At 61.3% G+C, this 26,062-nt stretch carries 24 protein-coding genes and 2 pseudogenes; 2 read left to right on the plus strand and 24 right to left on the minus strand.

Going from position 1 to position 26,062, the window contains the following annotated elements:
* Positions 1–111 precede the first annotated feature (111 nt).
* Positions 112–294 (plus strand): hypothetical protein, encoded by a 183-nt coding sequence (locus HB777_24035; protein QND66672.1) that lies wholly within the window; start codon positions 112–114, stop codon positions 292–294.
* 277 nt (positions 295–571) lie between these two features.
* Here the strand turns inward: HB777_24035 and HB777_24040 are convergent.
* The 4 genes and pseudogenes from HB777_24040 to HB777_24055 all read right to left on the minus strand — a co-directional run bounded on the left by HB777_24040 (position 572) and on the right by HB777_24055 (position 2,817).
* Positions 572–869, minus strand: a pseudogene (locus tag HB777_24040) (SOS response-associated peptidase).
* A gap of 62 nt (positions 870–931) precedes the next feature.
* Positions 932–1,147: a DUF768 domain-containing protein gene (locus HB777_24045; protein QND66673.1), complete on the minus strand. Its 216-nt coding sequence runs from the start codon at positions 1,145–1,147 to the stop codon at positions 932–934.
* Positions 1,144–1,365 (minus strand): DUF768 domain-containing protein, encoded by a 222-nt coding sequence (locus tag HB777_24050; protein QND66674.1) that lies wholly within the window; start codon positions 1,363–1,365, stop codon positions 1,144–1,146. The genes HB777_24045 and HB777_24050 overlap by 4 nt, the downstream gene beginning before the upstream one ends.
* 591 nt (positions 1,366–1,956) lie before the next feature.
* A complete protein-coding gene (locus tag HB777_24055) occupies positions 1,957–2,817 on the minus strand; it encodes an ATP-dependent DNA ligase (GenBank protein ID QND66675.1) in 861 nt (286 codons plus the stop codon).
* 862 nt (positions 2,818–3,679) lie between these two features.
* Between HB777_24055 and HB777_24060 the strand changes: the two genes are divergently transcribed.
* On the plus strand, positions 3,680–4,831 hold the full coding sequence (locus HB777_24060; protein QND66676.1) for a hypothetical protein: 1,152 nt from the start codon (positions 3,680–3,682) through the stop codon (positions 4,829–4,831).
* Positions 4,832–5,734: 903 nt separating this feature from the next.
* Here the strand turns inward: HB777_24060 and HB777_24065 are convergent.
* The 20 genes and pseudogenes from HB777_24065 to HB777_24160 form a co-directional block, all read right to left on the minus strand.
* Positions 5,735–7,078: pseudogene (locus tag HB777_24065) on the minus strand (molybdopterin-dependent oxidoreductase).
* A gap of 9 nt (positions 7,079–7,087) precedes the next feature.
* Positions 7,088–8,728, minus strand: coding sequence for an IS66 family transposase (locus tag HB777_24070; GenBank protein QND66677.1), 1,641 nt, complete (start codon positions 8,726–8,728; stop codon positions 7,088–7,090).
* Between the two features lie 76 nt (positions 8,729–8,804).
* Positions 8,805–9,149, minus strand: coding sequence for an IS66 family insertion sequence element accessory protein TnpB (gene tnpB, locus HB777_24075; GenBank protein QND66678.1), 345 nt, complete (start codon positions 9,147–9,149; stop codon positions 8,805–8,807).
* The gene (locus HB777_24080; GenBank protein QND66679.1) at positions 9,146–9,532 is read right to left on the minus strand and encodes a transposase; all 387 of its coding nucleotides are present in this window, start codon (positions 9,530–9,532) and stop codon (positions 9,146–9,148) included. The genes tnpB and HB777_24080 overlap by 4 nt, the downstream gene beginning before the upstream one ends.
* A 51-nt stretch (positions 9,533–9,583) precedes the next feature.
* Positions 9,584–10,579 (minus strand): molybdopterin-dependent oxidoreductase, encoded by a 996-nt coding sequence (locus tag HB777_24085; protein QND66680.1) that lies wholly within the window; start codon positions 10,577–10,579, stop codon positions 9,584–9,586.
* Positions 10,576–11,454, minus strand: coding sequence for a hypothetical protein (locus tag HB777_24090; GenBank protein ID QND66681.1), 879 nt, complete (start codon positions 11,452–11,454; stop codon positions 10,576–10,578). Before HB777_24090 ends, HB777_24085 begins: the two co-directional genes overlap by 4 nt.
* The gene (locus tag HB777_24095; protein ID QND66682.1) at positions 11,441–12,460 is read right to left on the minus strand and encodes a hypothetical protein; all 1,020 of its coding nucleotides are present in this window, start codon (positions 12,458–12,460) and stop codon (positions 11,441–11,443) included. The genes HB777_24090 and HB777_24095 overlap by 14 nt, the downstream gene beginning before the upstream one ends.
* Before the next feature lie 28 nt (positions 12,461–12,488).
* Positions 12,489–13,301: an IclR family transcriptional regulator gene (locus HB777_24100; GenBank protein ID QND66683.1), complete on the minus strand. Its 813-nt coding sequence runs from the start codon at positions 13,299–13,301 to the stop codon at positions 12,489–12,491.
* A gap of 39 nt (positions 13,302–13,340) precedes the next feature.
* The gene (locus HB777_24105) at positions 13,341–13,946 is read right to left on the minus strand and encodes an urea carboxylase-associated family protein (protein QND66684.1); all 606 of its coding nucleotides are present in this window, start codon (positions 13,944–13,946) and stop codon (positions 13,341–13,343) included.
* Positions 13,947–13,963: 17 nt separating this feature from the next.
* Positions 13,964–14,707 carry an ABC transporter ATP-binding protein gene (locus tag HB777_24110; GenBank protein ID QND66685.1) on the minus strand — a complete coding sequence of 248 codons (744 nt, stop codon included), beginning with the start codon at positions 14,705–14,707 and terminating at the stop codon, positions 13,964–13,966.
* On the minus strand, positions 14,697–15,503 hold the full coding sequence (locus HB777_24115) for an ABC transporter ATP-binding protein (protein ID QND66686.1): 807 nt from the start codon (positions 15,501–15,503) through the stop codon (positions 14,697–14,699). Before HB777_24115 ends, HB777_24110 begins: the two co-directional genes overlap by 11 nt.
* On the minus strand, positions 15,503–16,492 hold the full coding sequence (locus HB777_24120; GenBank protein ID QND66687.1) for a branched-chain amino acid ABC transporter permease: 990 nt from the start codon (positions 16,490–16,492) through the stop codon (positions 15,503–15,505). Before HB777_24120 ends, HB777_24115 begins: the two co-directional genes overlap by 1 nt.
* A gap of 2 nt (positions 16,493–16,494) precedes the next feature.
* On the minus strand, positions 16,495–17,361 hold the full coding sequence (locus tag HB777_24125) for a branched-chain amino acid ABC transporter permease (GenBank protein QND66688.1): 867 nt from the start codon (positions 17,359–17,361) through the stop codon (positions 16,495–16,497).
* Positions 17,362–17,395: 34 nt separating this feature from the next.
* Complete coding sequence (locus tag HB777_24130; protein QND66689.1) at positions 17,396–18,538, minus strand: ABC transporter substrate-binding protein; 1,143 nt, start codon at positions 18,536–18,538, stop codon at positions 17,396–17,398.
* Between the two features lie 93 nt (positions 18,539–18,631).
* Positions 18,632–20,269 carry a sulfurtransferase gene (locus tag HB777_24135; protein QND66690.1) on the minus strand — a complete coding sequence of 546 codons (1,638 nt, stop codon included), beginning with the start codon at positions 20,267–20,269 and terminating at the stop codon, positions 18,632–18,634.
* A gap of 10 nt (positions 20,270–20,279) precedes the next feature.
* Positions 20,280–20,861 (minus strand): hypothetical protein, encoded by a 582-nt coding sequence (locus HB777_24140; GenBank protein QND66691.1) that lies wholly within the window; start codon positions 20,859–20,861, stop codon positions 20,280–20,282.
* Positions 20,845–22,041, minus strand: a complete 1,197-nt coding sequence (metC, locus tag HB777_24145) for a cystathionine beta-lyase (GenBank protein ID QND68895.1) — start codon at positions 22,039–22,041, stop codon at positions 20,845–20,847. Before metC ends, HB777_24140 begins: the two co-directional genes overlap by 17 nt.
* 409 nt (positions 22,042–22,450) lie before the next feature.
* Positions 22,451–23,392 carry an ABC transporter permease gene (locus HB777_24150; protein ID QND66692.1) on the minus strand — a complete coding sequence of 314 codons (942 nt, stop codon included), beginning with the start codon at positions 23,390–23,392 and terminating at the stop codon, positions 22,451–22,453.
* On the minus strand, positions 23,389–24,483 hold the full coding sequence (locus HB777_24155; protein ID QND66693.1) for an ABC transporter permease: 1,095 nt from the start codon (positions 24,481–24,483) through the stop codon (positions 23,389–23,391). The genes HB777_24150 and HB777_24155 overlap by 4 nt, the downstream gene beginning before the upstream one ends.
* Entirely contained in the window at positions 24,480–25,997 is a 1,518-nt protein-coding gene (locus tag HB777_24160; GenBank protein ID QND66694.1) for an ABC transporter ATP-binding protein, read from the minus strand. The genes HB777_24155 and HB777_24160 overlap by 4 nt, the downstream gene beginning before the upstream one ends.
* Between the last annotated feature and the right edge of the window lie 65 nt (positions 25,998–26,062).

The raw sequence follows: 26,062 nt of genomic DNA on the forward strand, positions 1-26,062 counted from the left end.
ATACTTTCCAGCCTCGGCGCTGGTCGAACCCGGCATTGCGTCTATCAAATGAGAGTGCGGATTTCCCTCGCCAGGCGTAACTCCAACTTTGGGGGCTGATGGGAGGAACTGATGGATCTCAAGAAAATCGTCACGGACCTTTCGCAATCACTTTTGCGCCGACGCGCTGCATCCCCGACTTCCATGCCAATTCTGAAATCGCTCGGCGACAAGCGGGCCGATCATCTGAAGACCAGGCAGACACCTGCATACCGGCCGCTGAAGTCGTATGAGCCTCGGGCCTCAAACATGTAGGTCAACGAATCTGGGGGCATGCTCAACCGAGCGGTCGCCAAGATCTCTGAAGGATGACAGCCTCCAGGCAACCTCCCTGCTGAGCGGGTTGATTTGCGTCGCTCGTTTCAAGATGGTGCTGCGAGATGCTCTACGCCGGCGCCTTCCCGCCCTGCCAGTTTGATGATTTCGGCGAATCTGGCGTCGTCGATCTGTCCGGCCATGCAGACTCCGTCCGTATCCCATCCGGGCCGAGACATCTCCTCAAACTCAGGATCCCGCAGCCGCTCGGCCGGCGCGACGCATAGGCTTTCCGAAATAGACCATTGGTGGCGACTGTCTCACAGCGCGCGTTCACCGGGGTGCTTGCCGCCGCCATCCCGAGCCCAGCCAGGCACAAGCCCCCATTTCGAGGACACGAACCCCGCCATGCTGGTGGAAAGCTCTTCGCGGACGATGATTGGATAGTTCAGGCTGGGCGCACCGTTCCAGATCGGGGACCCGTTGCCCAAACGCTCGACGTCGCCGGGGTGGGCAAACTCGAAACGCCGCACCATGTCAGGGATTGTTGATTTGACGAAAACGCGCCCACACATTTTAGCCGAAGCTCACATCCTGACGTCGGGGAAGACCAAAATGGGAACGGACTGCGAACGAGTCAACCGGTTCTCTTGCGACGACGCGATGCCTCGAAGATCACTTCGAAGACGCCAGCGACCTCGCCGTTGATTTCATCGGCGCGGATACCGGCCTTCTCAGCCGCCGTCATCAACTGGTCCGCCAAGTCGCTGGCGGCGATTGGATCTTCCCGCGCCAGAATGGGCAGTTGCTGGGCCATCCAATTGTCGAGAAACTTCAGGCCACGAGCGCTCATTCTGGCAAGCCCGAGTTGTGATGCACGACGGCATCGAGGACAGCCTCATACACACTACCTGTGTCCTCCTCGATCTCGGTACTGCTGATGCCTATCGCCTTCGCGTCCGCGAACAGCTTCTGCGTCAACTCGGCAACCGAGATGATGTCAGCGCCTGCAGTCGCAGGAACGTTGGCGCCGATCCATTTGTACAAAAAATCAGTCCCGCGTGCGCTCATCCAAACCAACCGAACGTGAAGCTAACCATCACCGTCGCGACGAGGATTGAGAGTGGCACAGCAGCGAACAGTCCTGCCTCCAGAAGTCGAGTTTCTTTGTCATTGAACATTAGTCAGCCCTTATGGATCTTGCGTGAGCTAAGAAACTCGGAACGCCGGTTTCGGTTCCAGAAAAAACCCGCCGCCCCATTCACGGCAGCGGCGGGCCGCCCGGGGCTCTGACCCGGTCACGCAGCGCTACCCAGGGAAGGGAACGCTGCCCGCCCCAACCTCTCGCCTGGTACCCGGTTCCATGGACAAACAAAAAAAAAAAGGCCCGCTACCCCTCGACAGCGTGGCTCCCACGTTGAACACGGACTTTGCGGCGCGATTTGCCGGTTCAAAGCCAGAGGTTGGGAAACTCGCCGGGCGAAGACCCCAACGCCCTCGAAGCCCGGCGAGCCTACTACCTGATCGGGTACGCGATCAGGACCGGGATCACCCAGTAGTGAGTCCGGTGCAAGAGCAATGCCAGCAATCCTGTCCTGAAATGGGACGGGCGGCGAGCGTGATCCTTGCAGGCAAGCATCGGCATGCTGGCGCGTCGCATCTTCACTCTTCTTCGCGAAAATCCTGTAGCGAAGCATGACGCAGATCCTCCTCGCCTCGGAGGTGCTTCACGCGGCCGATGATGCCTGGCTTCACCCACTGCGTCGCCGGCCGCTTCATGCCCTTTGGCGGCGGCTCGGCGTGCTCCTGGACACGCTTCCAAAGCCGGTCGCGGATCGCCGCGCGTGAATTGATAAAAGCCGACCCGACATACTTCCCAGTCGTTCGATCCGCCATCAGGGCAAAGGCTGGTTTGCCTGGCTCGCGCTCAACACCGAGCAGATCATATTCGTCAATCGTATAGCATTTCACCTTCAACCAGTTGGTCGACGGGCCGCTCCGGTATTTGCTGTCGCGCCGTTTCGACACCATGCCTTCAAGCCCGGCCTGGTCGAGCAGGTGATAGATGGCCTTCGCATCACCCGGCAAGGGCTCGCTGAACTGGAGCCGCCCGCCGGGTTCGATCATGCTGGCCAGGATCTCGCGCCGCTCTTCCAGCGCCATGTCGCGCAGATCGTGTCCGTTGAGATGGAGGAGATCGAAGGCGACGAAATAGAGGTCGCGCTGCCGGCGGGTGATCGCCTTGCGCAGCTCGCCGAAGTCAGACAAGCCAGCCTCGTTTAGAACGATGATCTCGCCATCCACAATGGCGCTTTCGGCGCCGAGGCTGGCAGCCTCTTTCACCAGGTCGCGATATTTGGTCGTCCAGTCGTGGCCGTTGCGCGTGAAGATCCTAGGGTGCTCCTTATCGATGATCAGTTGCGAGCGGTATCCGTCGAACTTCACTTCGTGAATCCAGCCGTCACCTTCCGGCGGTTGCTCGACAAGGGTCGGCATCAAAGGTGGGACGAACTTCAAACGCATGCATCGGACTCACAAGCAGCGATCAATCAGCTTGCGCTGAAATAGTTCCGGAACATTTTAGACGAATTGAATGTTTGATAGCCATGACGAAGCTAACCGACCTTGGACCATCGATCCCCGGCAAGCGGCACGGGACGACGAGCGCGACCTTTTCAATTGCCCCCTACTGCGGGCCGAGGGTCGATATGCGTGATCTGCGGCAAGTCATCTGGCATGAAGTGCCGGGTTACAAACCGCTAGGCCCGAAATTGGTTTCAGGCTGATCGTTATCAACTTGAAGGCGTAAAGGAAGCCATCCCCGTGGTCACACGCTGTCGGTTCCTTGCGGGGAACAAAGCCGCCTAAAAAGCCCGCCAAACGCATAAAAGCGAAAGCCCGCCACGGAGGAAGCCGTGACGGGCCGGCCAAGGTGGGTCTGTATGCCACCGAATCGTGGAAGCATTCGTCATTTGGCGACAAGATCGTCAAGGCTACGGGATGGCGCGACCAAGGATTGCCAATCTCGATTGTCGCCGAAAGTCACTGGGCCAGCTTCCTCTGAGGGAGGGAGTTGTTGGCATGAATTTTAGACGTGGGCTCTTCCGGTTATGGTGGTCCTTTTCGCTGCCTTGGGTAGGCTTTTGGTCCTGGCACGACAACATACCTTGCTTGCTGGGGTTCGATCTTACCGGCCGAAGCCCTTGGTGCAGCACCGGGCTTTACCTGCCGGTTCGCCCCCGCGCCGAAACAGCCGAGTTGATACTGGGAGTGCCATTCGCGGTAGCCGCGGCCATAGTTCTGGTCGCGTGGGTAATCGCCGGATTCAAAACAGCGGACTGACGATTACCCCATGCTTATCTTTTCCCGACGAGTTCTACAGAAGATGATCAATGGGGTTGCTGGGCACCTCAGCTATCAAGAGCTTCAGCGCATAATACAGCATGTAGACCAGCCAAAAAGGAACGGAATACCTTACGTTTTGGAGCTGGCGCTACTCTGGGCTCACATCCAAGTGCACCATGTTATTTATGAGAAGACCACGGCATCGGGAGAAAAGATTGACCTCTGGCTTCCCGAGTATGAAGTCTTTTCTGAAGTAAAGACGATATCCGACAAGCAGGCACACAAGGACTATCCGGTTAGATATTTCATGGACTGCTTCTCTGGATTTATTCTGAAGTATGCACCTGTGTATGGCTACTTCCACATTCAATTTGGCTCGATCCAGAAGCGCATTGACGGCCAGCTGGTGCATGTCCCGGCACTCCCCAAGGACGTCGAAAAGGCCGCCAAGAACCTTGTGCTGGAGTTGATCCGAGTTGGAGGCGACTTTTCCCGACCGTTTGTGCATCACGTCTTCTACGACAATGCGCAGGCAAACGTGTCCTACAAGCCAGCTAGAACCAGTTTTCCCCTCATCGGCCACGGATACCCGTCATTCACCACACATCGGCGGCACGATCGCGACGTTGACTCGGTCGCCAAGAGCCACCTGGACAAAGCCTGCAAGCAGTTGGCAGGCGCGCCTGCCCGCGGGATTAAGGGTGTTTATCTCTGCGACGGTGGATCCGACCTTTGGACAAAGGGATCACCCCTCACCAGCACCGGCCCGATCGAAGACATTGTGAGAAGGTATCCGCGGAAAAACCCCGACAAATTGAGTTTTGTCGTTCTGTTTTCCGTCGATAGCGTGGGGCCGTCTCACGCATTGAAGCCTGAGTTGCGCTTCAAAGTCGTGAGCGAGGACGGGCAAATTCGTGATCTAATCCAGGGCCTCGTACAAGATGCCGTTGCCAATCTGCCTCGGCCGATCGAAAACATCAGCACAGCCTTCGCCAATAGGCTTCAGGGCCAGCGTCGAAGCAATATGCGGGGAGCATTGAGGATGTCGGGTGATCGTATCTCACTGCCGGCCAGTTCGGTTCTGGCTATTTTGGCGGGTAAGCCGGCAAGTGAATTGCTCGACGACCCAAAGGCTCTCAGCCTTCAATCCATCACCAGTTGCTCCAGGATAGGATTCGGAGCGGAGAATTGATTCATGACGTTCGCTTTGTCAGCGGCGAGCATCGCGACGACGACATGATCGAGTTCGATCTGCGTGGTCCGGATCCAGCGGTGTCGCCGTTTCAAAACCCCAAACGGCCAGAATGATGAAGGGGCGTGCCGTCTGCCGACAGTCGCAACATCATTGCGCTGTGTGGGAACATTGTGTGGGACGCGATCGACAATCGATCGAAATTCTTCGTAAGCACTTGATTTTATTGGCGCACCCGACAGGATTCGAACCTGTGACCTCTGCCTTCGGAGGGCAGCAGTCAATCTCTGCCCTCAGAACTGGAGAGCTTCGACTAAGCGGCGTGCCTCCGATAGCAAAAGAATGTCCCTTCAATAGTGGGTCTAGCGATGTAGCGGTCTTCCGACACGAACCACCAAGTAAGCGCTGCGATCAAGTTTACCCCACTGCGGATCCATACCCGCCAACTTCCTTCATAAGCGCGCGCAATTCGGCTGAGGCACAACCCAGAAAGTTCGAGGGCCTTGGAGTTTCGTTTGAACCGACCTTTTGGCAGACTTCACTCTTTGATGTGCAATCTTGTACGCGGCAAGTTCGCCGATGGTATCGGAGGCGAATGCTGTGACTGCCGGCCTCCTGCAGGCTGGTCTCGACCTTTCCGGCCTGTTTGCCGTGTAGGAGGTATCGGCGACTGATACAGCGGGCGATCCAAGGCTCGGGGAAGATGATCCCAATGGCACCGTCACCTTGGTAGCCAGCCTCGTTAGGCCCTCTAAGAGAATTGCAGCCCAGCTCGTTGCGATCGATTCGACGCATTGCCGTTGGTGTCGCCACCGTCCTCGCCCAGCTGGAACGCTGGCCATCCCTACGTGCTGGTGAGCCCAATTCACGAACGAACTGCAACCGGGGTGGCGGCAACTATACTTAAAAACCTGCCTTAACCTGGGGCATCTGGAAATCGCCTGCCGGCCTTTCACCAAGGAATCTCTCCACCTCGACGAGAGCAGACTGAGCAGAAGGTCCCTGACCGAGGAATGACGTTCCTTCGTCGCGCGTGAGCATGTTTGGATTTCCATGAAGATCAAGCGAGCCCGGTGTCGCGTACGCTTCAGGGTGGTACCAGGCGCCTGACGCCAGTTGCACAACACCCTCCATGACGTCGCTCGAAAGCACTGCGCCAGCCAGGCATGCGCCACGGTCATTAAAGACCCGCACGGTGTCGCCATTTTCGATCAGTCGGGAAGCAGCATCGATGCTGTTGATCAGAATCGGCTCACGCCCGGCCACTTTCGAATCGAGGCTCAGCTTTGCGTCGTCCAGCTGGCTGTGAAGTCGCGTCGAAGGCTGATTTGAGATGAGGTGAAGCGGAAACCGCTTGGCGGCCTTTGCCGAGTGCCATTCCTTCGGCGGCAACCAGACCGGATGGCCAGGGCAATTGTCATAGCCGAAGCCCGCAATAGTCTCACTGAAGATTTCTATGCGCCCTGATGGCGTTCGAAGTGGGTTGGCCACGGGGTCGGCACGGAAATCGCCGAACAGGATGAAGTCGTCCTCCGGCGACGGCACCTCGACGAAGCCTTCCCTCCAGAATCTTGAGAACTCAGGCAACTCTACATTGTGCACCCGAGCCTTCGCGCGACATCCGTCGTAAGCATGCTCGATCCACCCACGAATATCGCGGCCCTCCGTGAACTGCTCCTGGAAGCCAAGGTGGCCGGCAAGGTCACTGAAGATGTCGTAGTCGTTGCGCGCTTGGCCAACCGGTTCAATCAGTTGCGGCATCGCGACGATGAAGCGATCGCGGGGTGATGCTCCGACATCATCCCGTTCAAAGGTGGTCGTCGCCGGCAATACGATGTCCGCTTGGCGCGCCGTCGCCGTCCACCAGACCTCATGAACGATGATCGTCTCTGGCCTGTTCCAGGCTTCGACCAGGCGGTTGATGTCCTGATGGTGATGGAACGGATTGCCGCCCGCCCAATAAACGAGCTTGATATCTGGGAAGGTTACCGTCTTGCCGTTGAAAGGAATTGTCCCGCCCGGCTGAAGCAGCAGATCCGCCATTCGGGCGACTGGAATTGCCAGACCCAACGGGTTCTTGCCAGACTCCATCGCCGGAGAGCTGGTCGGCCGGCGTGGCGTACCCATCCCGTTGATCGACCCATAGCCGAAGCCGAAGCCGCCGCCCGGCAGTCCGACCTGGCCAAGCATCGCGGCCAAGGCGATGAGTGCCCAGTAAGGTTGTTCGCCATGGTCGGCGCGCTGCAATGTAAGCGGTCAGCCGATAACGTCAGGCCTAAAGTTCCAAGGCATGAGCATTTCGATTTCGGATGCCGGCCAGCCTTGAGCGATGCGGGTCAAGGTCTGCGAGAGCCAGTCGAGCGGATCGACGCTGTTCATTTTGCAGGTTTGCAGCAAGGTGGCTACCGTCGCCCAGGTTCGTCCACCGCCGTGGCTGCCGGCGAATAGACTATTCTTTCGCGTGATCGTCTGGGGCCTGATTGCACGCTCGACGATATTGGAGTCGATTTCGATGCGACCGTCCATCAGAAAGCGTTCCAGCGCCTCCCGCCGGGTGAGCGCGTAGCGGATCGCCTCGGCGGTCTTGGATTTTCCGGAGACCTTGCCCAGTTCCGCTTCCCATAGATCGAAGAGGCTCGCGACAATGGCCACGGACTTTTCCTGACGCAGCGCGGCGCGGCTTCCGGCATCCTTGCCGCGAACCTCGTCCTCGACCTTCCACAATTCGGTCATGGCGATGATCGAATCCGTCGCGGCCTGCGAGACCCCGCTGATGTGCAGGTCGTAGAATTTGCGCCGCAGGTGAGCCCAGCACCCGGCGAGCCGGATTGTTTCATTGCTGCCGGCTTTGGCCCGTGCCTTGACCAGGTTGGTATAGGCCGAGTAGCCATCCACTTGCAGGATACCGCTGAATCCGGCGAGGTGGCGCGCCACGCAATCCGCACCTCTGCTGTCTTCAAAACGATAGGCAACCATTGGCGGACTGGTTCCGCCATAGGGTCGGTCATCCCGTGCGTAGGCCCACAACCAGGCTTTCGTGGTTTTCCCGGAACCAGGGGCAAGGGTGGGCAAGGTCGTCTCGTCGGCGAAGACCCTTTCGCCCTCCTTGATGCGCTCCAGTATGTAATCAGCAAGCATCTGCAGCTCGAAGCCCAGATGCCCCATCCATTGCGCCATCAACGACCGGCTGATCTCGACGCCGTCGCGCAGATAGATCGCCTCCTGCCGATAAAGCGGGAGGCCGTCGGCGTATTTGGAGACGGCGATATAGGCGAGCAGCCGCTCCGTCGGCAGGCCGCTTTCGATGATGTGCGCCGGCGCCAGAGCCTGGACCACGCCGTCACGGCCCCGGAAGGCGTATTTGGGACGGCGCGTGACGATGACCTGGAACTTCGGCGGCACGACGTCCAGCCGCTCGGATCGATCCTCGCCGATCAGAACCTTTTCAAGCCCCTCGCAGTCGGCCGGGATTTCCGGCTCGACGACCTCCTCGATGCGTTCGAGGTGGGCAGCAAAGCCCTTGCGCGGACGCGGGGCGCGCTTCGGCTTGTTCCCGACCGCGCGGTCGAGTTCGCTCCGGATTTCCGAAAGGCCGGTCTCGACCTCTTCGAAGGCAAAGGAGGCCTGCTCGTCGTCGATGGCCAGGCGTAGCCGCTCGGAACGCGTGCCATGTTGCGTGCGCTGTAAAACTTTCAGGATTGACGTGAGATTGGCGATCCGCTCGCTGGCGCTTTTCTCGACAGCTTTCAGCCGGGCGACCTCCGCCTCAGATGCTGCGATCCGAGCGTCGGCGACTGCGATCCGGGCCTCGCTTGCAGCCTGCTCGCGAGCCATGGAAAGGATCATCGCCTTCAGCGCATCAACGTCGTCGGGAAGGGCAAGACCCGGTAGAACCATGGCAAGCAACAGAGCACAAAAACAGCCGCTTTCCCAACCGTTCCAGCCGCATGATTCATCTTGCCGCAGGCCGGTTTCAGCCCGTCGATAACGGCCGCCTGACCCTGGCCGGACGAATCTTTTTCCAGTCCAGTCCGGCCAGAAGCGCCATCAACTGGGCGTGGTCGAGACGCATGCGCGCGGCCGATATCCCCGGCCAGCAGAAGCTGTGATCTTCCAGAGTCTTCGAATAAAGACAAACCCCGCTGCCGTCCCACCACACGATGCGAACCCGGTCCGCACGCTTCGAACGGAATACGTGAAGTGCCCCCGAGAATGGGTCCAGGCCGCCATCCCTGACCAGCGCCATCAAAGATGCCGCGCCCTTGCGGAAGTCGACCGGCTGGCACGACACGTAAACCACCACACCGGAAGCGATCATGCCTTACGAACCGCGCGGATGATCCTCGCCAGGCGATCGGGATCGACATCGCCGCCGGCGCGCACCACTGCGTCGCCAATGACGATTTCCACCGTGTCGCTGCCCACCGCTTCAAAGCGCGTGAACTTCGCCGGCTTGCTCGCTCCCTCCGTCAGTGGCGCAACCATGCCCGACGAAAGCGCCTTGCGGCGCCACGCATAGAGCTGCGAGGGGTCCAGCCCCTCGGAACGCGCAACCGCCGAGACATTGCCCCCTGGCGAGAACGCTTCGGCGACAAGCCGTGCCTTCTCTTCGTCCGACCGATGGCGCGGCTTGCGTCGGGACGGCACAGGCTCCGCCGTCAAAATCTCGAATGTTCGATGATGGCTCATACTGTCGCTCATAGGATTCTCCGCATGATTCATGCTGAAAATGAGCGATCAACCGCCTGCACGCTACGTGGGGATGCCTACGCGCTTACGCTGCAATGACCAGGTTGCTGAAAGCATCGTGCGGGCGTCGGCCATGCGCAGCGCCAGACCAGAAATCCTGTCCGCATCAATGCCGGTGAGGCCAGAGGCCCAAGCCGGGGATTTTGGTCTGCCGTCCGTGAGACCGAGAACATAGTCGCGGAAACGCTCGTAGCCGACAGTGCACTTGTCCATGAAGGCGAGGTCGACACGGTCATTGACAATCAAGGTGCGCGCGAACGCCAGCATGAGAGCGGTATCGGCGCCCGGCCTGATCGGCAGCCACTCGGCACCAAGCCAGTCACTACAGTCGCGTTTGAGAGGACTGATCGACACGAATTCGACGCCTGCGTCCCGGGCCTGTTTGAGCCAGCCCGGACTCTCGTGGTTACCGGCGCCTCCGGTGGTGATGAGCATGTTCTTTTCGGCCGCGCCGCCGAACAGAACCATGAGCTTCGTGTTCTTGATGATGCTCGGCCAGTCGGTGACAGGCCCTGCAACGGCTTCGATGCCGCCTACGATGTGCGGCAGCAGCACTGCCGCCGCACCCCAGCTGTAATTGGTCACCTGATCGACGCAACCGCCGAACCCGTACAGGAAACGATGGACAAGTGTGCGGGCGTGATTGATCCGCCCTGCGCTCGACCATCCATACGAACCGCCGAAAATCGCCTTGTTGCCATGCTCTTCCTTCACGTCGCGCAGTTGCTGCGAGACCAGCTGAAGCACCTCCTCCCAGCTTACCGGAACAAACGGCTCGGCTCCGCGCCGCCGGGACAGGTCGCCTGGCCCTCGCAGCAGATAACCCTCGCGCACCATCGGCTGCGCTACGCGCGAGGCGGCATGCACGGCGCTCGGAACGGACTGGATCAGAGCCGATGGGTGGCTGTCATGGCCGAAGGGCGAGACAGAATCGATCCGGCCGCCCCTCAGGTTCGCTTCGAATGTTCCCCAATGCGCGTGGCTCAGCCTGCGGCTCATTGCGCCCGATCGCCTCCGGTGCCGAGCGCCACGACCTGGCTTCGGTAGAGTTCGTCACGGCGTGTATCCATGTGGCTCTGCACCATGGTGCGCGTCAGTGCCGAGTCAGGCCATTCCGCAAGGAGACAGTCGTCGCTGCTTGCCCCAGCCGGACCTGCCAGAAGCCGGCCATTGGGCCCGACGATGAAGCTTTGCCCTAGGAAACGTACGCCGCCCTCCTCGCCAGTGCGGTCAGCGCAGGCGATGGTGATTTCATTGCTGCAGGCGGCGGCCATCGCCAGGTGCATCGCCATCGGCGCGGCGTTTGGGGCATCCTGGGCCTGACGTGGCGGGACGGACCAGTTGCTCGGTGAAGCTACAAGCGTTGCACCGCTTGCTGCCAGGGCGCGGGTCACCTCCGGAAACCAGAGATCGTAGCAGACTGCCAGTCCCACTCTCCCCCAGGGCGTGTCGATGCAAGCGAGTTGATCGCCGAGATCGAAAAGGCTCTTCTCGCGGCCAAAGACATGCGCCTTGCGATAGCGCGAAACAGCCCCGTCAGGGGTGGCGATGACGGCGGTGTTGTAAAGTTGTTCTCCATCCCGTTCCGCCATCCCGGCGATCAGATAGATGTTCAGGCGCAGGGCAATCTCGCACCACGCCTTTACGCTCGGGCCGTCGATGGTCTCGGCGATCGCGAGCAGCTGGGACCGGTCAGGAAACACGAGCCCCGTCGTGCAGCATTCCGGCAGGATCACGATCGAGGCGCCGCGCCGCGCCGCTTCATCGATCTTTACCAGGGACAAAGCGAGATTTGCGGCGACCGTGCCATGCACCGGCGCGTATTGGCTCACGGCAACGATCGGTCGCCTGCCGCTTCCTTCAGGCTGCGACATCTGTATCGCTCCATTCAGTAGCCAGGAAGGCGACGCGATCGCCCGAATGCACGACGGGATCGCGCCTTACCGCGATCACCCAGCTGTCTGTCTCGACCGCGATGTCCTCGATGACATCACCAAACAGGTTGCGGATGCTACCGATGCTGCCGCCAGCTTTGACAGCGGTTCCAGGCAGTACCTTCGGTTCGAACAGGCCGCCGGCCTTCGCCAGCCGGTGGGCGCGCCTGGTCACCCGCCTTATCTGGCGCGCGACCGGGTCCGACGATGCGGCCAGGATGCCGATCTTGCCAGCCAGCCGCATGAGGCCGGCGACGCCATGTTCAACGTGATCCTCCTCCAGCCGGCCGCCGCCACCAAGCTCGACCATGAAAGCGATCGCCCCCAGCGAAAGCGACTGGTAATCCAACGCGCCGCCAATGTTTCCCGGCAACTCGCCTAACGCGTTGGCGACGGGCATGCGGCAGGCAATCGTGGGCTCAAAACAGGCTATGTGCGCCAGCAATTCGGCTTCGGAGACCCGCGCTTCCGGATGGACCTTGTAGACGGCGTAGGGCGCGGCATCGAATGGCGTGCCAAGCGTGTGGATGTTGATCACCACATCGGCGGACTTGCCGAAACGATCGAACAGGGCGGCGGCGGCGCGCTCGGTCGCGAAACCGTTCGCCCGGCCGGGAAAACTCTGATCCATGTCGATGCTGTCGATCAGCGTTGTCTTGCGCCGCTCGTCGAAGGCCAGCACGTTGGCAACCGGTGTCACCACGACGCTGCCGGTCATCACGGACGGTTCGAGCCGATCGAAAAACCGCTGTGCAGCAAACACACCATTGATTTCGTCACCGTGTACGGCGGCATTCACCCACAGACAGGGTCCCTCGCCCTGCCCGCGCTTGACCAGATAGGGAATGCGGATCTCGCGCCCGCTTGCGGTGGTGCCCGCACTGATTGTGCCGCGTTCGGTAATGGGCGCAACAAATGGCTGCGACTGCGGGACACGCTCGTTCATGCTTCTTGATCCGTCCATCTCGCGGTTGTCAGACTGGCGCGGCCGACCTTGCCAGAGCAGGCTTGGGTGAAGTGCTGGCAGAGCCGAACGGGTAGTCGGCGGCGCCGCATTTGATCGACAGCGTTCGCGCTTCTTCGTGCAGCAACGCGATCAGTGAATCCGTCTCCTCCTCAGCAAAGAACCGGTCGGGAATGATGAGGCCGAGGGCAGCGACGGTGTCGTTCGAGCGCCCCAGCACCGGAACGGCAATCGCAGACAATCCAGGAGCGCTCTCCCCTCGGGTCAGCGAGACGCCGCTGTCTCTTGTCTCCTCGATCTGGCGCCGAAACACCTCGGGATCCGTCACGGTGGAAGGCGTGATCGGATCAAGGCGACGATTGGCGACAAACGCCTCGAAACCAGCCGGCGTCAGGCCCGCGAGCAGGACCTTGCCGGCGGACGTTGCGTGGAATGGCAGTCTATTGCCGACGCGCCAGCGGCCGTCGATATAGTGCGGACCTTCGACGGCGAGGATGTGCAGGATGAGATCGCCACGCATCACGCTGAGCGTTGTCGAATGACCCGTTCTCTCGACGATCTGTCGCAATACCGGCAGGGCCGCGTGCGCCAGCGGCTGCGACTTGATGTAGTTGGAGCCTAGCTCAAACGCGGCAAGGCCAACGCGGTAACGGCGCGTCTGTTCGTCCTGCTCCAGAAAGCCGTTGGCGCGAAAGTCGGCAAGCAGCCGCGATACCTTGCTTTTCGGCAGGGCCGTCGCTTCGGCGATTTCCGTCACCGAAAGCGTCTGTTCCTCGGTTTCGAACAGCTTGAGCAGTTTGAGCGCTGTATCGAGCGTTTTCATCTTTGATGGCTGCCTCTGGTTTCGGTCATGCTGACGCTTTCAGTTCAGGATCTGGAACGCGGCGTCAGTCGGCATCTTGCCCGCGCCGTTGACCGTCTGGATGTCCTGCGGACAAGCCGAAATAACCATCAGCAGATCCGCCTTCACATCGAAGAGAACATGGTCGCCCGGCCGTGAGACCGGAGGCTCGCGGGTGATGACGCCTGCGCCTGACACCGGAAAGTTCATGAACAGGTTGAGCGGTCCGGGTGTGAAGGCCAACTGCTTGCCAACGCTTGCCAGCGCGGCGTGAAAGTTGTCGTTGCAATTGTCGTGGTAGCCTTCGTATTTCAACCGCTCATAGGTCTTGCGGCTGCAGCAGCACATCAACGTGTCATGGATGCCCGGCGACGTGTCCTCGATCACCGTGAGCATCGGGGTGAACAGGTTGCTCACATAGGTGTCGCCGGTAGCCGGGATGATGCGGCTGGTCGATGATCGCGTATGCTCCATCGACATGTACTCCTTCATGTCATTGAGAGCGAAGGCCCAGGTGTCAAGCACCTGCGACCCGTGCGTGTTGATGATCTTCAGCCGGCTCCCGCGACGCACCTGGAAGGCAATGCCTTTGCGGGCCGGGATGACGGTTGTTTCGGCATGGCTCATGTCTCGCTCCGGGCTGTTCATATGTCTGTCGTTTCGACCACCGGCTCGCCGCCGAGGAAGGCAGCCTTGATACGGGGATCATGCATGACGTCGCTTGCGGGGCCGTCGGCGAATTTGCGGCCGAGTTCCAGGACGATCGCGCGGTCCGAGATCATCAGCGATCCGAACACATTCTGTTCCGCCATGATGACAGTCACGCCTTTGCTCCGGATCGAATTCACCGTCTCGAACACCTCCGACTGCATCCTCGGTGAAAGGCCCAGTGACGGCTCATCGAGCAGAAGAAGCCTGGGGCTGTTTTCAAGCACCATCGCCGTTTCCAGGATCTGCTGTTCGCCGCCGCTCAGATTGCCGGCAAGCTGGCGCCATTTGCGGCGCAGCATCGGGAAGAGTTCGATCACGCTCTCGATCGCGGCCGACGCCCTTGTCCGCGGCAGAAGGTATGCGCCCATCTCCAGGTTTTCGTGAACGGTCATCTGGGGAAAGTTGCACCGCCCCTGGGGCACGATGCCGATACCGGTCTTGAGCCTTGCAGCGGGCGACAGTCCCTCAACGGACTTGCCCTCGAAGGTCAGCTTTCCGGAGAAGTGTTTGTTGAGGCCGAAAATGGATTTGAGCAGCGTCGATTTCCCGGCGCCATTGCCGCCGATCAGGCTGGTCACCGAACCGGTAGCGAAGACCGCCGAGAAGTCGCGCACGATCGGATGATCGAGGTAGCCGACCGACCAGTCGCTGATTTCGAGTGCGACGTCACTGGCCATGGAATGCTAGCTCCATCGCTACGGCGTCGGCCTTGCCAAGATAGGCGTGCAGCACACGCTCGTCCTCCTTGATGAGGGACGGCGGCCCCTCGGCGAGCTTTCGACCCTGCTCCATCACCACCACCCGGGAACAGTGTTCCATGATGAACTGAACGTTGTGCTCTACTATGATGAATGTCTGACCGTCGCCGTTGAGTGATTGGATGAGGCCGGCGATCCTCCTGATGACCGTCGGGTTAACGCCAGCCAGCGGCTCGTCGAGAATGACGATTTTCGGATTGGACATCAGGGCCATCGCCAGCGCGAGCAGCTTCTTTTGCCCGTAGGACAGGAACGCGGCCGGGAAGGCCGACATCGTCGCCAGCCCCACCAGATGGATCAGCTCGCGGCCGCGCTCGCTGGCCCGACGCTCGGCACCGCGGCAGGCCTGCGTGCCGGCCAGCGCCTGCCACCAAGGGACGCCGTCATAGGCCTGGCGCGCGATCAGCACATTTTCCATGAGTGTCAGCCGGTCATAGACGCGCACATTCTGGAACGTTCGGGAAAGGCCTGCCTGGGCGATCTGCTCGGCGCGCGCGCCAGTCAGCCGCTTCCCGTCAAGCAACACGGAGCCTTGGTCCGCCCTCGTGAAGCCGGTGATACAGTCGATGGAGGTGCTCTTGCCCGATCCGTTTGGTCCGATCAGACCCAGGATCTCGCCCCGCTCGACCACGAATGTCAGGTCATCGACCGCCCTGATGCCGGAAAATGATTTGCTGAGGCCCTCAACCGAAAGAAGTGGCTGCTGTGACGGCATTATTCGGTCCTCCTCAGCATACGGTTTCGGCGATCGGCCAGATATCCGCCCAGCCCCTGGGGCATGAACTGGATGGTTATGACCAGCACAAGTCCAAACAGGATCATGCGCAGTTCCGGTGCGAGGCGCAGCAGTTCGGGCAGCGCGGTGAAGACAAAGCTCATCAACAGCACGAACCAGAAGTGACCGGCGCCTCCGACAATGACGATGATCAACATCATCTGCGCATAGTAGATGTCGAAGATGCCGGGATCGACGATGCCGAGCTTGAAGACGTAGAGCGCGCCGGCGAGGCCGCCGATGAGAGCCGAAAGAGCGAAGGCCGACAGCTGGTGAAGGAAAACGGAAATCCCTTGCGATCGCGCCAGATTCTCATCGAGGTTGACCGCGACGAACGCCCTGCCGACGCGCGATCGAAGAAGCCACCAGGTCGCCGCGACGACCAGGGCACCGCAGCCCAGCGCGATCCAGTAGAAACCCGATGCCGTGTTGCCATCCAGCAGGATCGTATCACCCAGGCGAACCTGCGGAGACGGCAGACCGGGAATGCCCATGGCGCCGCGGGTCAGAGATGTCCAGCTGCGTGCGAGCAGCTGCAGAAGCAGGCTGAAACTGAGCGTGATGACGACGAACGCATCGCGCGAAACGCGTAGCGCGGCAAGCCCGCCGACAAGCGAGGTCACAACGCACACGGCACCCGCACAGCCAATGGCCGTCCACGGCGAAAAGCCGTGATCGGTGACCAGCAGAGCCGATACATACGCCCCAAGGCCCCAGAACCCGACCTGCGCGAACGACAGCAGGCCGGCATAGCCATAGACCACGTTGAGCCCGGTGCTGGCGACGGCGAAGAAGATGGCAAGCGTCGCGATGCCGGTGATGTAGTCCGATGGCGACCAGAGTGGGAGCGTAAGCAGGATGACGGCACCTGCCGACAGTCCAAGCCGACGCAAGGGAGGCCAGGGCGAATTCATGCTGGCGGCGGCCATGCTCATATCCTGACCCCTTTGCCGAAAAGACCCATCGGCCGGAACTGCAGCATCGCGATCATCACCAGGAACACGGCCGCATCCTGCAGCGAGGCCGACCCGAGGCCACCGGCCAGGCTTTCGGACACGCCAATGATCAGGCTAGCGACGACGGCGCCCGGCAGGTGCCCGAGACCGCCGATGATGACGATCGCGAAAGCCTTGAACAGGATTGGCGCGCCCATCAGCGGATGGACTGTAAAGACTGGCGCCAGCACCGCACCGGCAAGCCCTGCCAGAGCCGTCCCGATCACGACCGCATGACCGGCGATGACAGTGGGCCGCATGCCAACGACGAGAGCGGCCTCGCGATTTTGCGACAGCGCCCGGATCGCCATGCCGAACCGCGTCCGTGTCAGTACGAGATGCAGTGTGGTGATCGAAACAATAGCGAAACCGACAGCGATCGCCTTGATCATCTCCACCCGCAACCCCAGGAAACTGATGTCCTTGAAGCTGAACTCGGTGTCGACGATTTGCGGCGTGGCGCCGTAGAAGTAGATCAGCGCATTCTGGACAACGATGCCGATGCCGAGCGTCAGGATGATGCCGCGCTCGAACTCACCCTTTCGGATATGCCGCAGGAAAAGCACGTAGAGGAGATAGCCGAACGCGGCGACGCCGAGCGCCGACACAAACGCCGCCGGCAGGAAGCCGAACCCGAAATGGCCAACCAGCAACGCCAGGGCCAGTGCGCCGAGCGTATAGATCTGCCCGTGCGCGAAGTTGACGATTTCCAGAACCCCGAAAATCAGCGACAGGCCGACCCCGATGAGCGCGTAGATCGCGCCCATCACCAGGCCGTTTAGAATGAGTGTCGAGACAAGCATGACAACCTCGTTCGCGAAAAGGACCGTGGCCCGATCAGGTGTTGAACAGCCCTTTGACGACCACCTTGCTGTTCTCGATCTGCAGAATCACCGCCGAAGGATGGGCTTGGTGATGATCATCGAATTTCAGCACATCGCCCAGCGTCGCCTTGAAGGACGCACTCTGCAGCGCATCACGGATCTTGCCGGGCTCGGCCGACTTCGCCCGCTCGATCGCGTCGGCAACCAGCCTGATGGCCGTATAGCCCTCATAGCTCTGGGCATTCGGCACCTCGCCAAACTTCTTGCGGAACCGCTCGACAAAGGCTGTGTTGTCGCCAACCGTGATCTGCTCAGAATAAGGGAACACGCTCGTCGCGCCGTTGATAGCACCGCTTTCGACAACGCCTTCCTGGAGCTCCGAGAACTCGACACGCCCTGTCAGCGGGATGGTCAGACCGGAGGCGCGGTACTGCCGCAGGAAGTTCAGTTCGTCCGCGCCATTGAGGTAGACGGCGATCGCGTCCGGCTTGTCCGACCCCATGCGGGCTAGAAAGGCCGAGAAGTCCTGTGTGTCGCGGCCGAAGAAGTCGCCATTGCCAACCTCGACGCCGTTCTTCTCGAGCACGGCCTTAAGGGCCGCATGACCACCGCGACCGTAATCAGTGTCCTCGCCAGCGAAGGCGACTTTCTTGATCTTGCCGTCCGCAATCAGGTAGCGGGCGAGGCCGATTGCCAGTTCCTGGTCGGACGGGTTGATGCGGAATGTCCATTTGTTGCCGCCCACACCCGCCAGCTCGGTGATTTTCGGCGAGGTTGACGTCTCGACCACCAGCGGGATGCCTGCCTTTTCGATGATCGGCATGATGCTCAGCGTGGCCGAACTGCAGAGCGCGCCAACGATGGCGGAAACCTTGCCGACGCTGATCAACTGTTCGGCGCTGGCGGCGCCCTGTGTGGGGTTGCACTGGTTGTCCTGGACTGAGAGCTGGAGCTGCTGGCCAATAGCGCCGCCTGCCGCATTGATTTCCTCGATCGCGAGCTCCGCGCCCCAGCGTTGATGCTGGCCGAGATAGGCCGCGCCGCCGGTCTGCGGGCTGCTCAGCCCGATCATGATCGGATCGGCAGCGGCGAGCTGCGTTCCAAGGGCCATTGCCGCGAGCACGGCTACGATACGGATCGATTTCTGCATGGTCATATCATATTCCCCTTTCTTAAGGTTGCATATAGTGCAACTGATTTTCATTTTATTGGCATGCTTTGATGACCCTCAAGCTGAGGGTTTCTGTTTTCATCCCGCGTTGGAAAGTCGTTTTTCGCTTTGTCGAGGCATTGCGAACGATTCCGTTCGCGTCGGCAGGCAACGGCTCAGTTCAAGTTTCTCGGCGGCGTCGAGGCGGCCAACCAGACCCGTTTCCCAGGACAGGTAGCGACGAGCCGCCTCAAGGTTCCCGCTGTGACGGTCATGGGTGAAAAAGACGAAATCCAGCGCCTGAGCGTCCGATGGCTGCTCCGGTGTCGAAACCACCTGGAAGCCCGCTTCGCGCCAGCTGGCAGCGGTGCCTGAGAGCTCAGCCAGATTGGAAAACCCGTCTTCCCGGAGATCCGAGGCGGCCAGTGCCAGGACGTCGCTGTCGTCGGCGCATAACACGACCAGCGCCGCCTTCCCGACATGTTTCAGCCGCTCGCTGAGCTGATGCCTGAGTGCCCATTGAGCGCCTGAAATGTGAGCCGAGCGATATGCCATGCTCGCCCTGACGTCCAGGACGATGGCATCGCGCGGCAGCGGAACCGCCGCGCGCGGCAGGTCCGGCATCGCGGGGCGCGGCGGCCGTGGCGATACAATGTCGCCCCACGCGTCTTCAGCGGCCGCCAGCACGTGGCAATCGAGCCCCATCATCTTCAGATAACGGGCAACGACCACGGCCCGCAGGCCGGTATCGTCGGCCAGCACTATCCGCGCCCGGCGCACCGCAACCCAATGGTCGGTCGACTGGATGAGCTGGCCGCCTGGTGCGTGCGTGGCGCCTTCGATGTGATTGCTGTGAAATTCGGCATCGCCGCGCACGTCAAAGACATAGGTCGTCCTGAGCCCATCGCCGAGCCAGGCATTCACGGTCGCGACATCGACAAACGGCACTTGCCACGCCTCGCCGAGCGTCCTCGCCCTGGCCCGCATCGTCGTCCGGCTTTCCGCATCTGGTACCGCCTCGACAGCTCGGTCCGATCCACGTTCCAGGTCGAGACCGGCAAGCGTCCAGCCCTGGGTTCCGTTTTCCAGCGCGAAGACGGGATTGGGAAAGCCGAGGTCACGAAGTATCTGGGCACCGATGATGGATCTGGTGCGACCCGCGCAATGAACCACCACCGGAATTTCCGGATCCGGGATAATGGCGCTTGCCCGATACGCAAGGTCGCCGTTGGGCAGACAGATGCTGCCCGGAATGTTCATCCGGTGATGTTCCTCAGGCGGTCGCCCGTCGAGCAGGACGATCCTCCTGCCCTCCCGCTGCCAACGATTAAGCTCTTCAGGAGATACATGCGGCACAGAGAAGGCTTGCTCGACCAGTTCGCCGAAGGCTTTGCTCGGAACGAATACACCCTCGAAAAGTGACAGGCCCGATCGTTGCCATCCAGTCGCTCCGCCATCGAGGAAGAACACTTCTTGATAACCGCACCGCCGGGCGATTTCGGCGGCCCGTTCGGCTCGCTGCGAATAGCCGTCATCCATGAAAACGATCCGGCAAGCCGTCGAGGGCACCAGGACAGGCAATTTGGCCTCCAGCACACCAAACGGCAGCGAGGTTGCAAACAGCGGATGGCCCGAGGCGAACTCTCCCGCCTCGCGAACGTCGAGGAGGGCAAGCTCCTGCCCGTCGGATAGCCACGCCTTCGCAGTGGAAGCACTGATAGGTGAGGGAAATCGCATCCTGCCTGCCCTATTTCTTCGTCGCGACAGCCATCTTCATTGGCTTCGCCTCACCCGCATCGAGATCAAACATCAAACGCTCGCTGAGCGTCTCGAGCGCCTTCCCGTAGAAATGTAAATGCCTGATCGGCTGTTCGCCGCGGATCTCCACCGAGTGAATATCGTCCGCCAGGAGCGCGATGCCCCTGCCCGGCCGCACGTCGACCTCACCGGTTGAGCGCAGCGTCGCGGGCCCGGCGCCGGTGCGTCCGTCGGTGCGCTCGTAAAGTGTGTTGTGCTCGGCACCCTCGACGGCGGCGATGCAGGCCCAGGTCGTGTGATTGTGGGGCGGTATCCGGTTTCCTGGCCGCATCACATTGAGATAGAGCGTGAAGCTGTCATCGGGATCGGTCGCGATCAGATAGCGGGCCTGCCGTTCCCCGGCATCGGGATCGGGATAACGATCGGGACCCCAGCGCCCGGGCAGGCTCGCGGCCCGCTCGATGACCGCGAGGACATCGGTAAGACTGCCGCGGTTCGCGCCATCACGCTCGATACGCGTCTTTGCCTCGGCAACGAGTGCCTGGACTTCATCGTCAACGATGCTGGACATTGCGTTTCCTTTCGTCATGGCAGTTGGCTTCATGCAGCACGTCAAGGCCGCGCTGAAGGTCGTCGAGAAGATCGTCGGGATCCTCGAGGCCGATGTGAAGCCGCAGAAGTGGGCCTTTCCAGTGTGGTTCGCTGGCTGTGCGTACCGGTTTTGAAGGGAGGATCAGGCTCTCAAAGCCGCCCCAGCTGGAGCCGATGCCAAACAGCTCGAGGGAGTCGATGAAGGCGCGGACCATATCAGGGCTGGTGTTCACCAGTTCAACGCCGAACAGCCCAGTCGCTCCCGAAAAATCCCGGCCCCAGATCGTGTGCGAGCTGTCGGTATCAAGTGCTGGATAGAGCACTCTCTCGACGGCGGGATGCCCCTTCAGCGACCCGGCTATCGTCTTCGCGCTCTCCTGGTGCTGGCGCAACCTGGCGCCCAGCGAGCGCAGCCCTCGCAAGGCAAGCCAGCATTCATCCGGCCCGGCAAGCACGCCGTGTCCGGCTGCCCAGTCCCGGATCCGCGGCAAGTGGCGTTCGTTCGCCACCGCCACACCCAGCATCGCATCCGAGTGCCCGACGATGTACTTCGTCGCCGCGTGGATCGTGACATGGGCGCCAAGGTCCAGCGGCCGGTGGAAGAAGGGCGTCGCCCAGGTGTTGTCGACAACGATGGCGATGTCGGGCGAACGGCAGGCGGCCGCAATCACCGGAATGTCCTGGACCTCGAAGGTCAGGCTGCCTGGCGACTCGCAATAGACCACCCGGGTTTGCGGTCGCACGAGATCGCCAATGGACGCGCCAATGCCGGGAGCGAAGAACGTGACGTCAATCCCGTTGCGGCGAAGCTCGGTATCGCAGAAAATTCGCGCCGGGCCGTACACCGCGTCGGTGACCAGCAGATGGTCTCCCGGGCTAAGCAGGGATTTCAGCACGCCGGCAATTGCCGCCAGGCCTGACGGATAGAGAACGGCTCCATCCGCACCTTCAATTTCGGCCATCGCCTCAGCGAGCGCGAAGGACGTCTGCGTGCCATAACGGCCATAGCGCAACGCGCCAAATTTGCTGGCCCGGGAGCGTTCGTAAGCGCCGATGTCAGGATAGAGCACCGTCGAGGCGCGGACCACTGGCGTGTTCACGACACCGCCGAAATCGGCTGGGTGGCGGCCGGCATGAACCAGCCGCGTATCCCGTCTCAGCTTCGGGGACCGCATCGCCTAGCTCGCCATCTTTGCATGTGTCGGCAGGGCCCTGCCCGGAACAACGCTTGCCGGGTGCCCACCCGCTGCGGACACAACAACGACCGGCACAAATCCGTTGAGCCTGGCGACCAGCGCCCGCAAGGTTTTCAGCAATGTTCTCTCCCATTTGTTGCACTATTTGCAACTTGATTGCATTATAAACAAAACGCGTTTTGCGTGTCAAGACCGGGCGGGTTGCCTTCATGCTGGATGGCGTTGTCCTGGCCTGCGCACTGAGGCCGGCGCTGATCGGCGATGAACGGAGCAATTCCGTGAGATGCCAAAAGGCGGCGATATCGGGCGCGGGCGAAATGCGGGCGGCCCTCGTGGTTAGCCGGCCCGCATGGATCGAGCCGCTGTCGGTGCCCTAACGGGCTTCCCGATCGAAGACGGTGCCTGTCGCCGCCGGTTGCCGAGTGCCCTTGTTGAACCACACAAGAGCAACCAGTGACGCGGCAAAGGGCAGGATCAGAAAGATCTGATAGGGAACAAGCGGATTGGAAAACTGCAGTTGAAGCTGCAACGCGTCGCACAATCCGAAGAAGAGAGCCGCGACAACCGCGCCGACCGGATGCCACCGGCCGAGGATGATCGCGGCCAGCGCGATAAAGCCTTTTCCCGCACTCATGCCCTCGGAAAATATGTAGACCTGGCACAACACAAGATGGCAGCCGCCGGCTGCGGCGAACGCGCCGCTCAATGCCAGCGAAACGTAGCGGACCGCCGTTACGTTGACACCGGCTGAATCAACCGCCCTCGGGCCCTCGCCGGCGGCCCTTAGTCTTAGACCCGCCTGCGTTCGATAAAGGCAGATCGTCACGGCCGCCACGAGCACAGGCAGCATGTAAGCCAGCGGATCCTGATTAAAGAGGGCCGGACCGATCAGCGGCAATCCCGAGAGGTAGGGGACAGGCAGCGAAGCAAATCCGCTGACCGCGGTTCCGCCGCCCGCAAGCCCGAACAGAGCGCGGGCCAGGAAGGCCGTGAGGCCAGCGCACAGCAAGTTGATGGCAATCCCGGCTACGAGCTGGTTGACCGCGAGGCTGACGCACAACAGGGCAAGCAGCAGTCCCGCCACCGCGCCCAGCAGGACCCCGGCGACGAGCCCCGCGACCGGTGAGCCTGTGAGATAGGTGCCGGCCGCCGCCCCAAACGCACCCCACAACATCATCCCTTCCAGGCCGACATTGTAGACGCCGCTGCGCTCGGCAAGCACGCCGCCCAGGGCCGCGAAGCCGATCGGCGTTGCCAGCCTGACCCCGGAAGCCAGCAGGACGGCGATCAGACCAATGTCGGGGAGGAAACTCATGATTGTTGCTCCGTCGGGTTAACCTGGTCGGCCGGCGTCGGCTTTAGCCTGAACCCCTCGATCAGGCCGCCCAGAAGATCGCCTTTCCAGGCCAGGCTGGCGGCGACCAAGATGACGACCAGGCCAACAATGGCGTCGACGACGGTTCCCTCCACGCCGGCGGCCCGCTGCATCACACTGGCGCCGGATTTGAGCGCGCCAAGGAACAGGGCTGACAGCGGGGCAAAGGCCGGATTGGCGTTGGCGATGAAGGCGGCGACGACGCCATCGAAACCATAGCCGGGACTGAAAAGATGGAAGAGGCGATATTTCAGGCCAAGCACTTCGATGCCGCCGGCGAGGCCAGCCAGCATTCCCCCCGAGGCCATCGAGGCGACGATATGGGTTTTCACGTTCAGCCCGGCGTATCTGGCAGCTCTTGGGCTTTTGCCGACAATGTCGAGTGACAGGCCAGTCGCTGTGCGAGCGAAGATGAAGGCGATCACACCTGCCGCGACAAGACCGAAAATGATTCCGATATGAGCGTCGGTCTGCGGCATCAGCAGCGGCAACCGGTATTGCTCGGGGATCTCGTCCGAGTAGGGGTAAGGTGCCCCGCTGGCGATCATCGGGCCACTGACCGCGAAACTCACGACGTGGATGGCGATGTAGTTCATCAGCAGGGTCACGATGACCTCGTTGATGCCCCGCCATGCTTTCAACAAGCCTGCGATGCCCGCCCAAAGCGCCCCGCCCAGCATGGCGCACAGGAGCGCCGAGGGAATTGCAATCATGGAAGGAAGCGCAGGTAGATGCAGCGCCGCCAGCGTGCCGAACAGGCCGCCCATGTAGATCTGGCCCTCGCCGCCGATATTGTAGACGCCGGCCCGCAGCGGCACCATGACCGCAAGCGAGGCAAGCAGGATGGGAGACGTTTTCACGATTGTGTTGGACAGGCCCCAATAGTCGAAAAGCGACTCGTGAACGAGAGCGGCATAGGCTTTCACCGGATCGGCTCCCGTCACCAGGATCAGGATTGAGCCAAGCCCGAGCGCCACGGCGACGGCCATGACAACCCGCAAGCCGACAAGTGCGTCGCGCAGTCGCGTCATTGTTGTTCTCCCACCGACAAGCCCGACATCAGCAGGCCGATATGCTCGGCCGTCGCCTGCCCTGGAAGGACCTCTCCCGTGAAGCGGCCGCGATGCATGACGGCGATGCGGTCGGCAACCTCGGCGATATGTTCAAGCTCCGTCGAAATGCAGAGAACCGCGACGCCGCGATCCCGAGCCTCAAGTATTTTCCGCTGGACGAATTCGATCGCGCCGACGTCAAGGCCCTTGGTCGCCTGCATGACGATCAGGATCTCGGGTCCCGCTTCAATTTCGCGCGCCAGGATGATTTTCTGCTGGTTGCCGCCGGAAAGCTCCCGTGCCGGCTGAGCGGGCGAGCGGGACCGCACGTCGTAGCCTTTCATCATCCGCCGCGCCTGTTCAGCGATAAAACGTGCATTGATCAGGCCCAAGCGTGAAACAGGCCTGCGACGAAAGGATCGCAGCACGAAGTTGATGGCAATCGAATGGTCGAGCACAAGGCCGGCGCCGTGCCTGTCCTCGGGCACGAACCCAATCCGAGAGCCGCGCATCCGCGCTGAAACACCGAGCCCGGTAATCTCCGTGGCGCCAGCGCGAATGCTGCCGGACTCCGGCTTGCGCAGACCGCAGATAATTTCGGCCAGTTCGCTTTGTCCGTTGCCGTCGATACCGGCCACGCCCAGGATCTCGCCCTGGCGTATCGTCAGCGAAACCCGGTCAAGCGCCGTCAGTCCGCGTTCGCCGCGCGCGACAAGATCCACGCATTCCAGAACCGGACCTCCCGGCGCGGTCAGACGCGGAACCCGCACCGGCTCGACATCCCTGCCGACCATCAGTCGGGAAAGCTGCCGCACATCCGTCTGCCCAATGTCGCGCTCGGCCACCAACTGGCCGTGGCGCATGACGGAAACCGTGTCGGCGATCCGCATGACCTCATCGAGTTTATGCGTGACGAAAAGGATTGTCGTACCGTCGTCGCGCAATGCCTTCACGCGCTCAAGGAACGAGTCGATCTCGTTCGGCGCCAGCACGCTTGTCGGTTCATCCAGCACCAGTATCTTGGCGCCCCTGTAGAGCATCTTCAGGATTTCCACCCGCTGGCGCATGCCGATCGGCAGTTTCCAGACCGGCTGGTCTGGCTCGACAGCGAGGCCATAACGCTCGCTCAGCGCCGCGATTTTCGCGGAGTGCCGGCGCAGGTTGAGCGGACTGTGCAAACCGCCGAGACCGAGCACGATGTTTTCGGTAACGGTCAGCGCCTCGGCAAGATGCATGTGCTGGTGGATCATGCCCACGCCATTGGCGATGGCATCGGCTGGCGACCTGAAAGAGACGGCCTTGCCATCGATCTGGATGCTTCCCTCGGTTGGCCGGTAGAGGCCGAAAAGCACGTTCATCAACGTGGTCTTGCCTGCTCCGTTCTCGCCGAGTACCGCACGAGCCGTCCCCCGCTCGACGGAAAGGCTGATATTGGTCAGTGCATTGAAGCCGCCAAACCGCTTGCTGATCCGATCAAGAACTAGGTACGACAATCACCTCTCCCACCTTGTTTCCCGGATTACCCACCGGTGCCGGCGCGACATTCGCGCAAAGCCAG

Source organism: Mesorhizobium loti, assembly GCA_014189435.1.
Taxonomy (GTDB): Bacteria; Pseudomonadota; Alphaproteobacteria; order Rhizobiales; family Rhizobiaceae; genus Mesorhizobium; species Mesorhizobium loti_G.

What these genes read in the sequence shown, in the direction of transcription:
- tnpB (QND66678.1), bottom strand. Translation starts at nt 9,149, where the DNA reads ATGATCGCTTCCGGTGTGGTGGTTTACGTGTCGTGCCAGCCGGTCGAC.
- HB777_24085 (QND66680.1), bottom strand. Translation starts at nt 10,579, where the DNA reads ATGAGCCGCAGGCTGAGCCACGCGCATTGGGGAACATTCGAAGCGAAC.
- HB777_24100 (QND66683.1), bottom strand. Translation starts at nt 13,301, where the DNA reads ATGAAAACGCTCGATACAGCGCTCAAACTGCTCAAGCTGTTCGAAACC.
- HB777_24130 (QND66689.1), bottom strand. Translation starts at nt 18,538, where the DNA reads ATGACCATGCAGAAATCGATCCGTATCGTAGCCGTGCTCGCGGCAATG.
- HB777_24080 (QND66679.1), bottom strand. Translation starts at nt 9,532, where the DNA reads ATGAGCGACAGTATGAGCCATCATCGAACATTCGAGATTTTGACGGCG.
- HB777_24115 (QND66686.1), bottom strand. Translation starts at nt 15,503, where the DNA reads ATGCCGTCACAGCAGCCACTTCTTTCGGTTGAGGGCCTCAGCAAATCA.
- HB777_24155 (QND66693.1), bottom strand. Translation starts at nt 24,483, where the DNA reads ATGACGCGACTGCGCGACGCACTTGTCGGCTTGCGGGTTGTCATGGCC.
- HB777_24050 (QND66674.1), bottom strand. Translation starts at nt 1,365, where the DNA reads ATGAGCGCACGCGGGACTGATTTTTTGTACAAATGGATCGGCGCCAAC.
- HB777_24140 (QND66691.1), bottom strand. Translation starts at nt 20,861, where the DNA reads ATGTCCAGCATCGTTGACGATGAAGTCCAGGCACTCGTTGCCGAGGCA.
- HB777_24060 (QND66676.1), top strand. Translation starts at nt 3,680, where the DNA reads ATGATCAATGGGGTTGCTGGGCACCTCAGCTATCAAGAGCTTCAGCGC.
- HB777_24135 (QND66690.1), bottom strand. Translation starts at nt 20,269, where the DNA reads ATGCGATTTCCCTCACCTATCAGTGCTTCCACTGCGAAGGCGTGGCTA.
- HB777_24110 (QND66685.1), bottom strand. Translation starts at nt 14,707, where the DNA reads ATGGCCAGTGACGTCGCACTCGAAATCAGCGACTGGTCGGTCGGCTAC.
- HB777_24070 (QND66677.1), bottom strand. Translation starts at nt 8,728, where the DNA reads ATGGTTCTACCGGGTCTTGCCCTTCCCGACGACGTTGATGCGCTGAAG.
- HB777_24090 (QND66681.1), bottom strand. Translation starts at nt 11,454, where the DNA reads ATGTCGCAGCCTGAAGGAAGCGGCAGGCGACCGATCGTTGCCGTGAGC.
- HB777_24105 (QND66684.1), bottom strand. Translation starts at nt 13,946, where the DNA reads ATGAGCCATGCCGAAACAACCGTCATCCCGGCCCGCAAAGGCATTGCC.
- HB777_24125 (QND66688.1), bottom strand. Translation starts at nt 17,361, where the DNA reads ATGCTTGTCTCGACACTCATTCTAAACGGCCTGGTGATGGGCGCGATC.
- HB777_24095 (QND66682.1), bottom strand. Translation starts at nt 12,460, where the DNA reads ATGAACGAGCGTGTCCCGCAGTCGCAGCCATTTGTTGCGCCCATTACC.
- HB777_24045 (QND66673.1), bottom strand. Translation starts at nt 1,147, where the DNA reads ATGAGCGCTCGTGGCCTGAAGTTTCTCGACAATTGGATGGCCCAGCAA.
- HB777_24120 (QND66687.1), bottom strand. Translation starts at nt 16,492, where the DNA reads ATGGCCGCCGCCAGCATGAATTCGCCCTGGCCTCCCTTGCGTCGGCTT.
- HB777_24150 (QND66692.1), bottom strand. Translation starts at nt 23,392, where the DNA reads ATGAGTTTCCTCCCCGACATTGGTCTGATCGCCGTCCTGCTGGCTTCC.
- HB777_24035 (QND66672.1), top strand. Translation starts at nt 112, where the DNA reads ATGGATCTCAAGAAAATCGTCACGGACCTTTCGCAATCACTTTTGCGC.
- HB777_24055 (QND66675.1), bottom strand. Translation starts at nt 2,817, where the DNA reads ATGCGTTTGAAGTTCGTCCCACCTTTGATGCCGACCCTTGTCGAGCAA.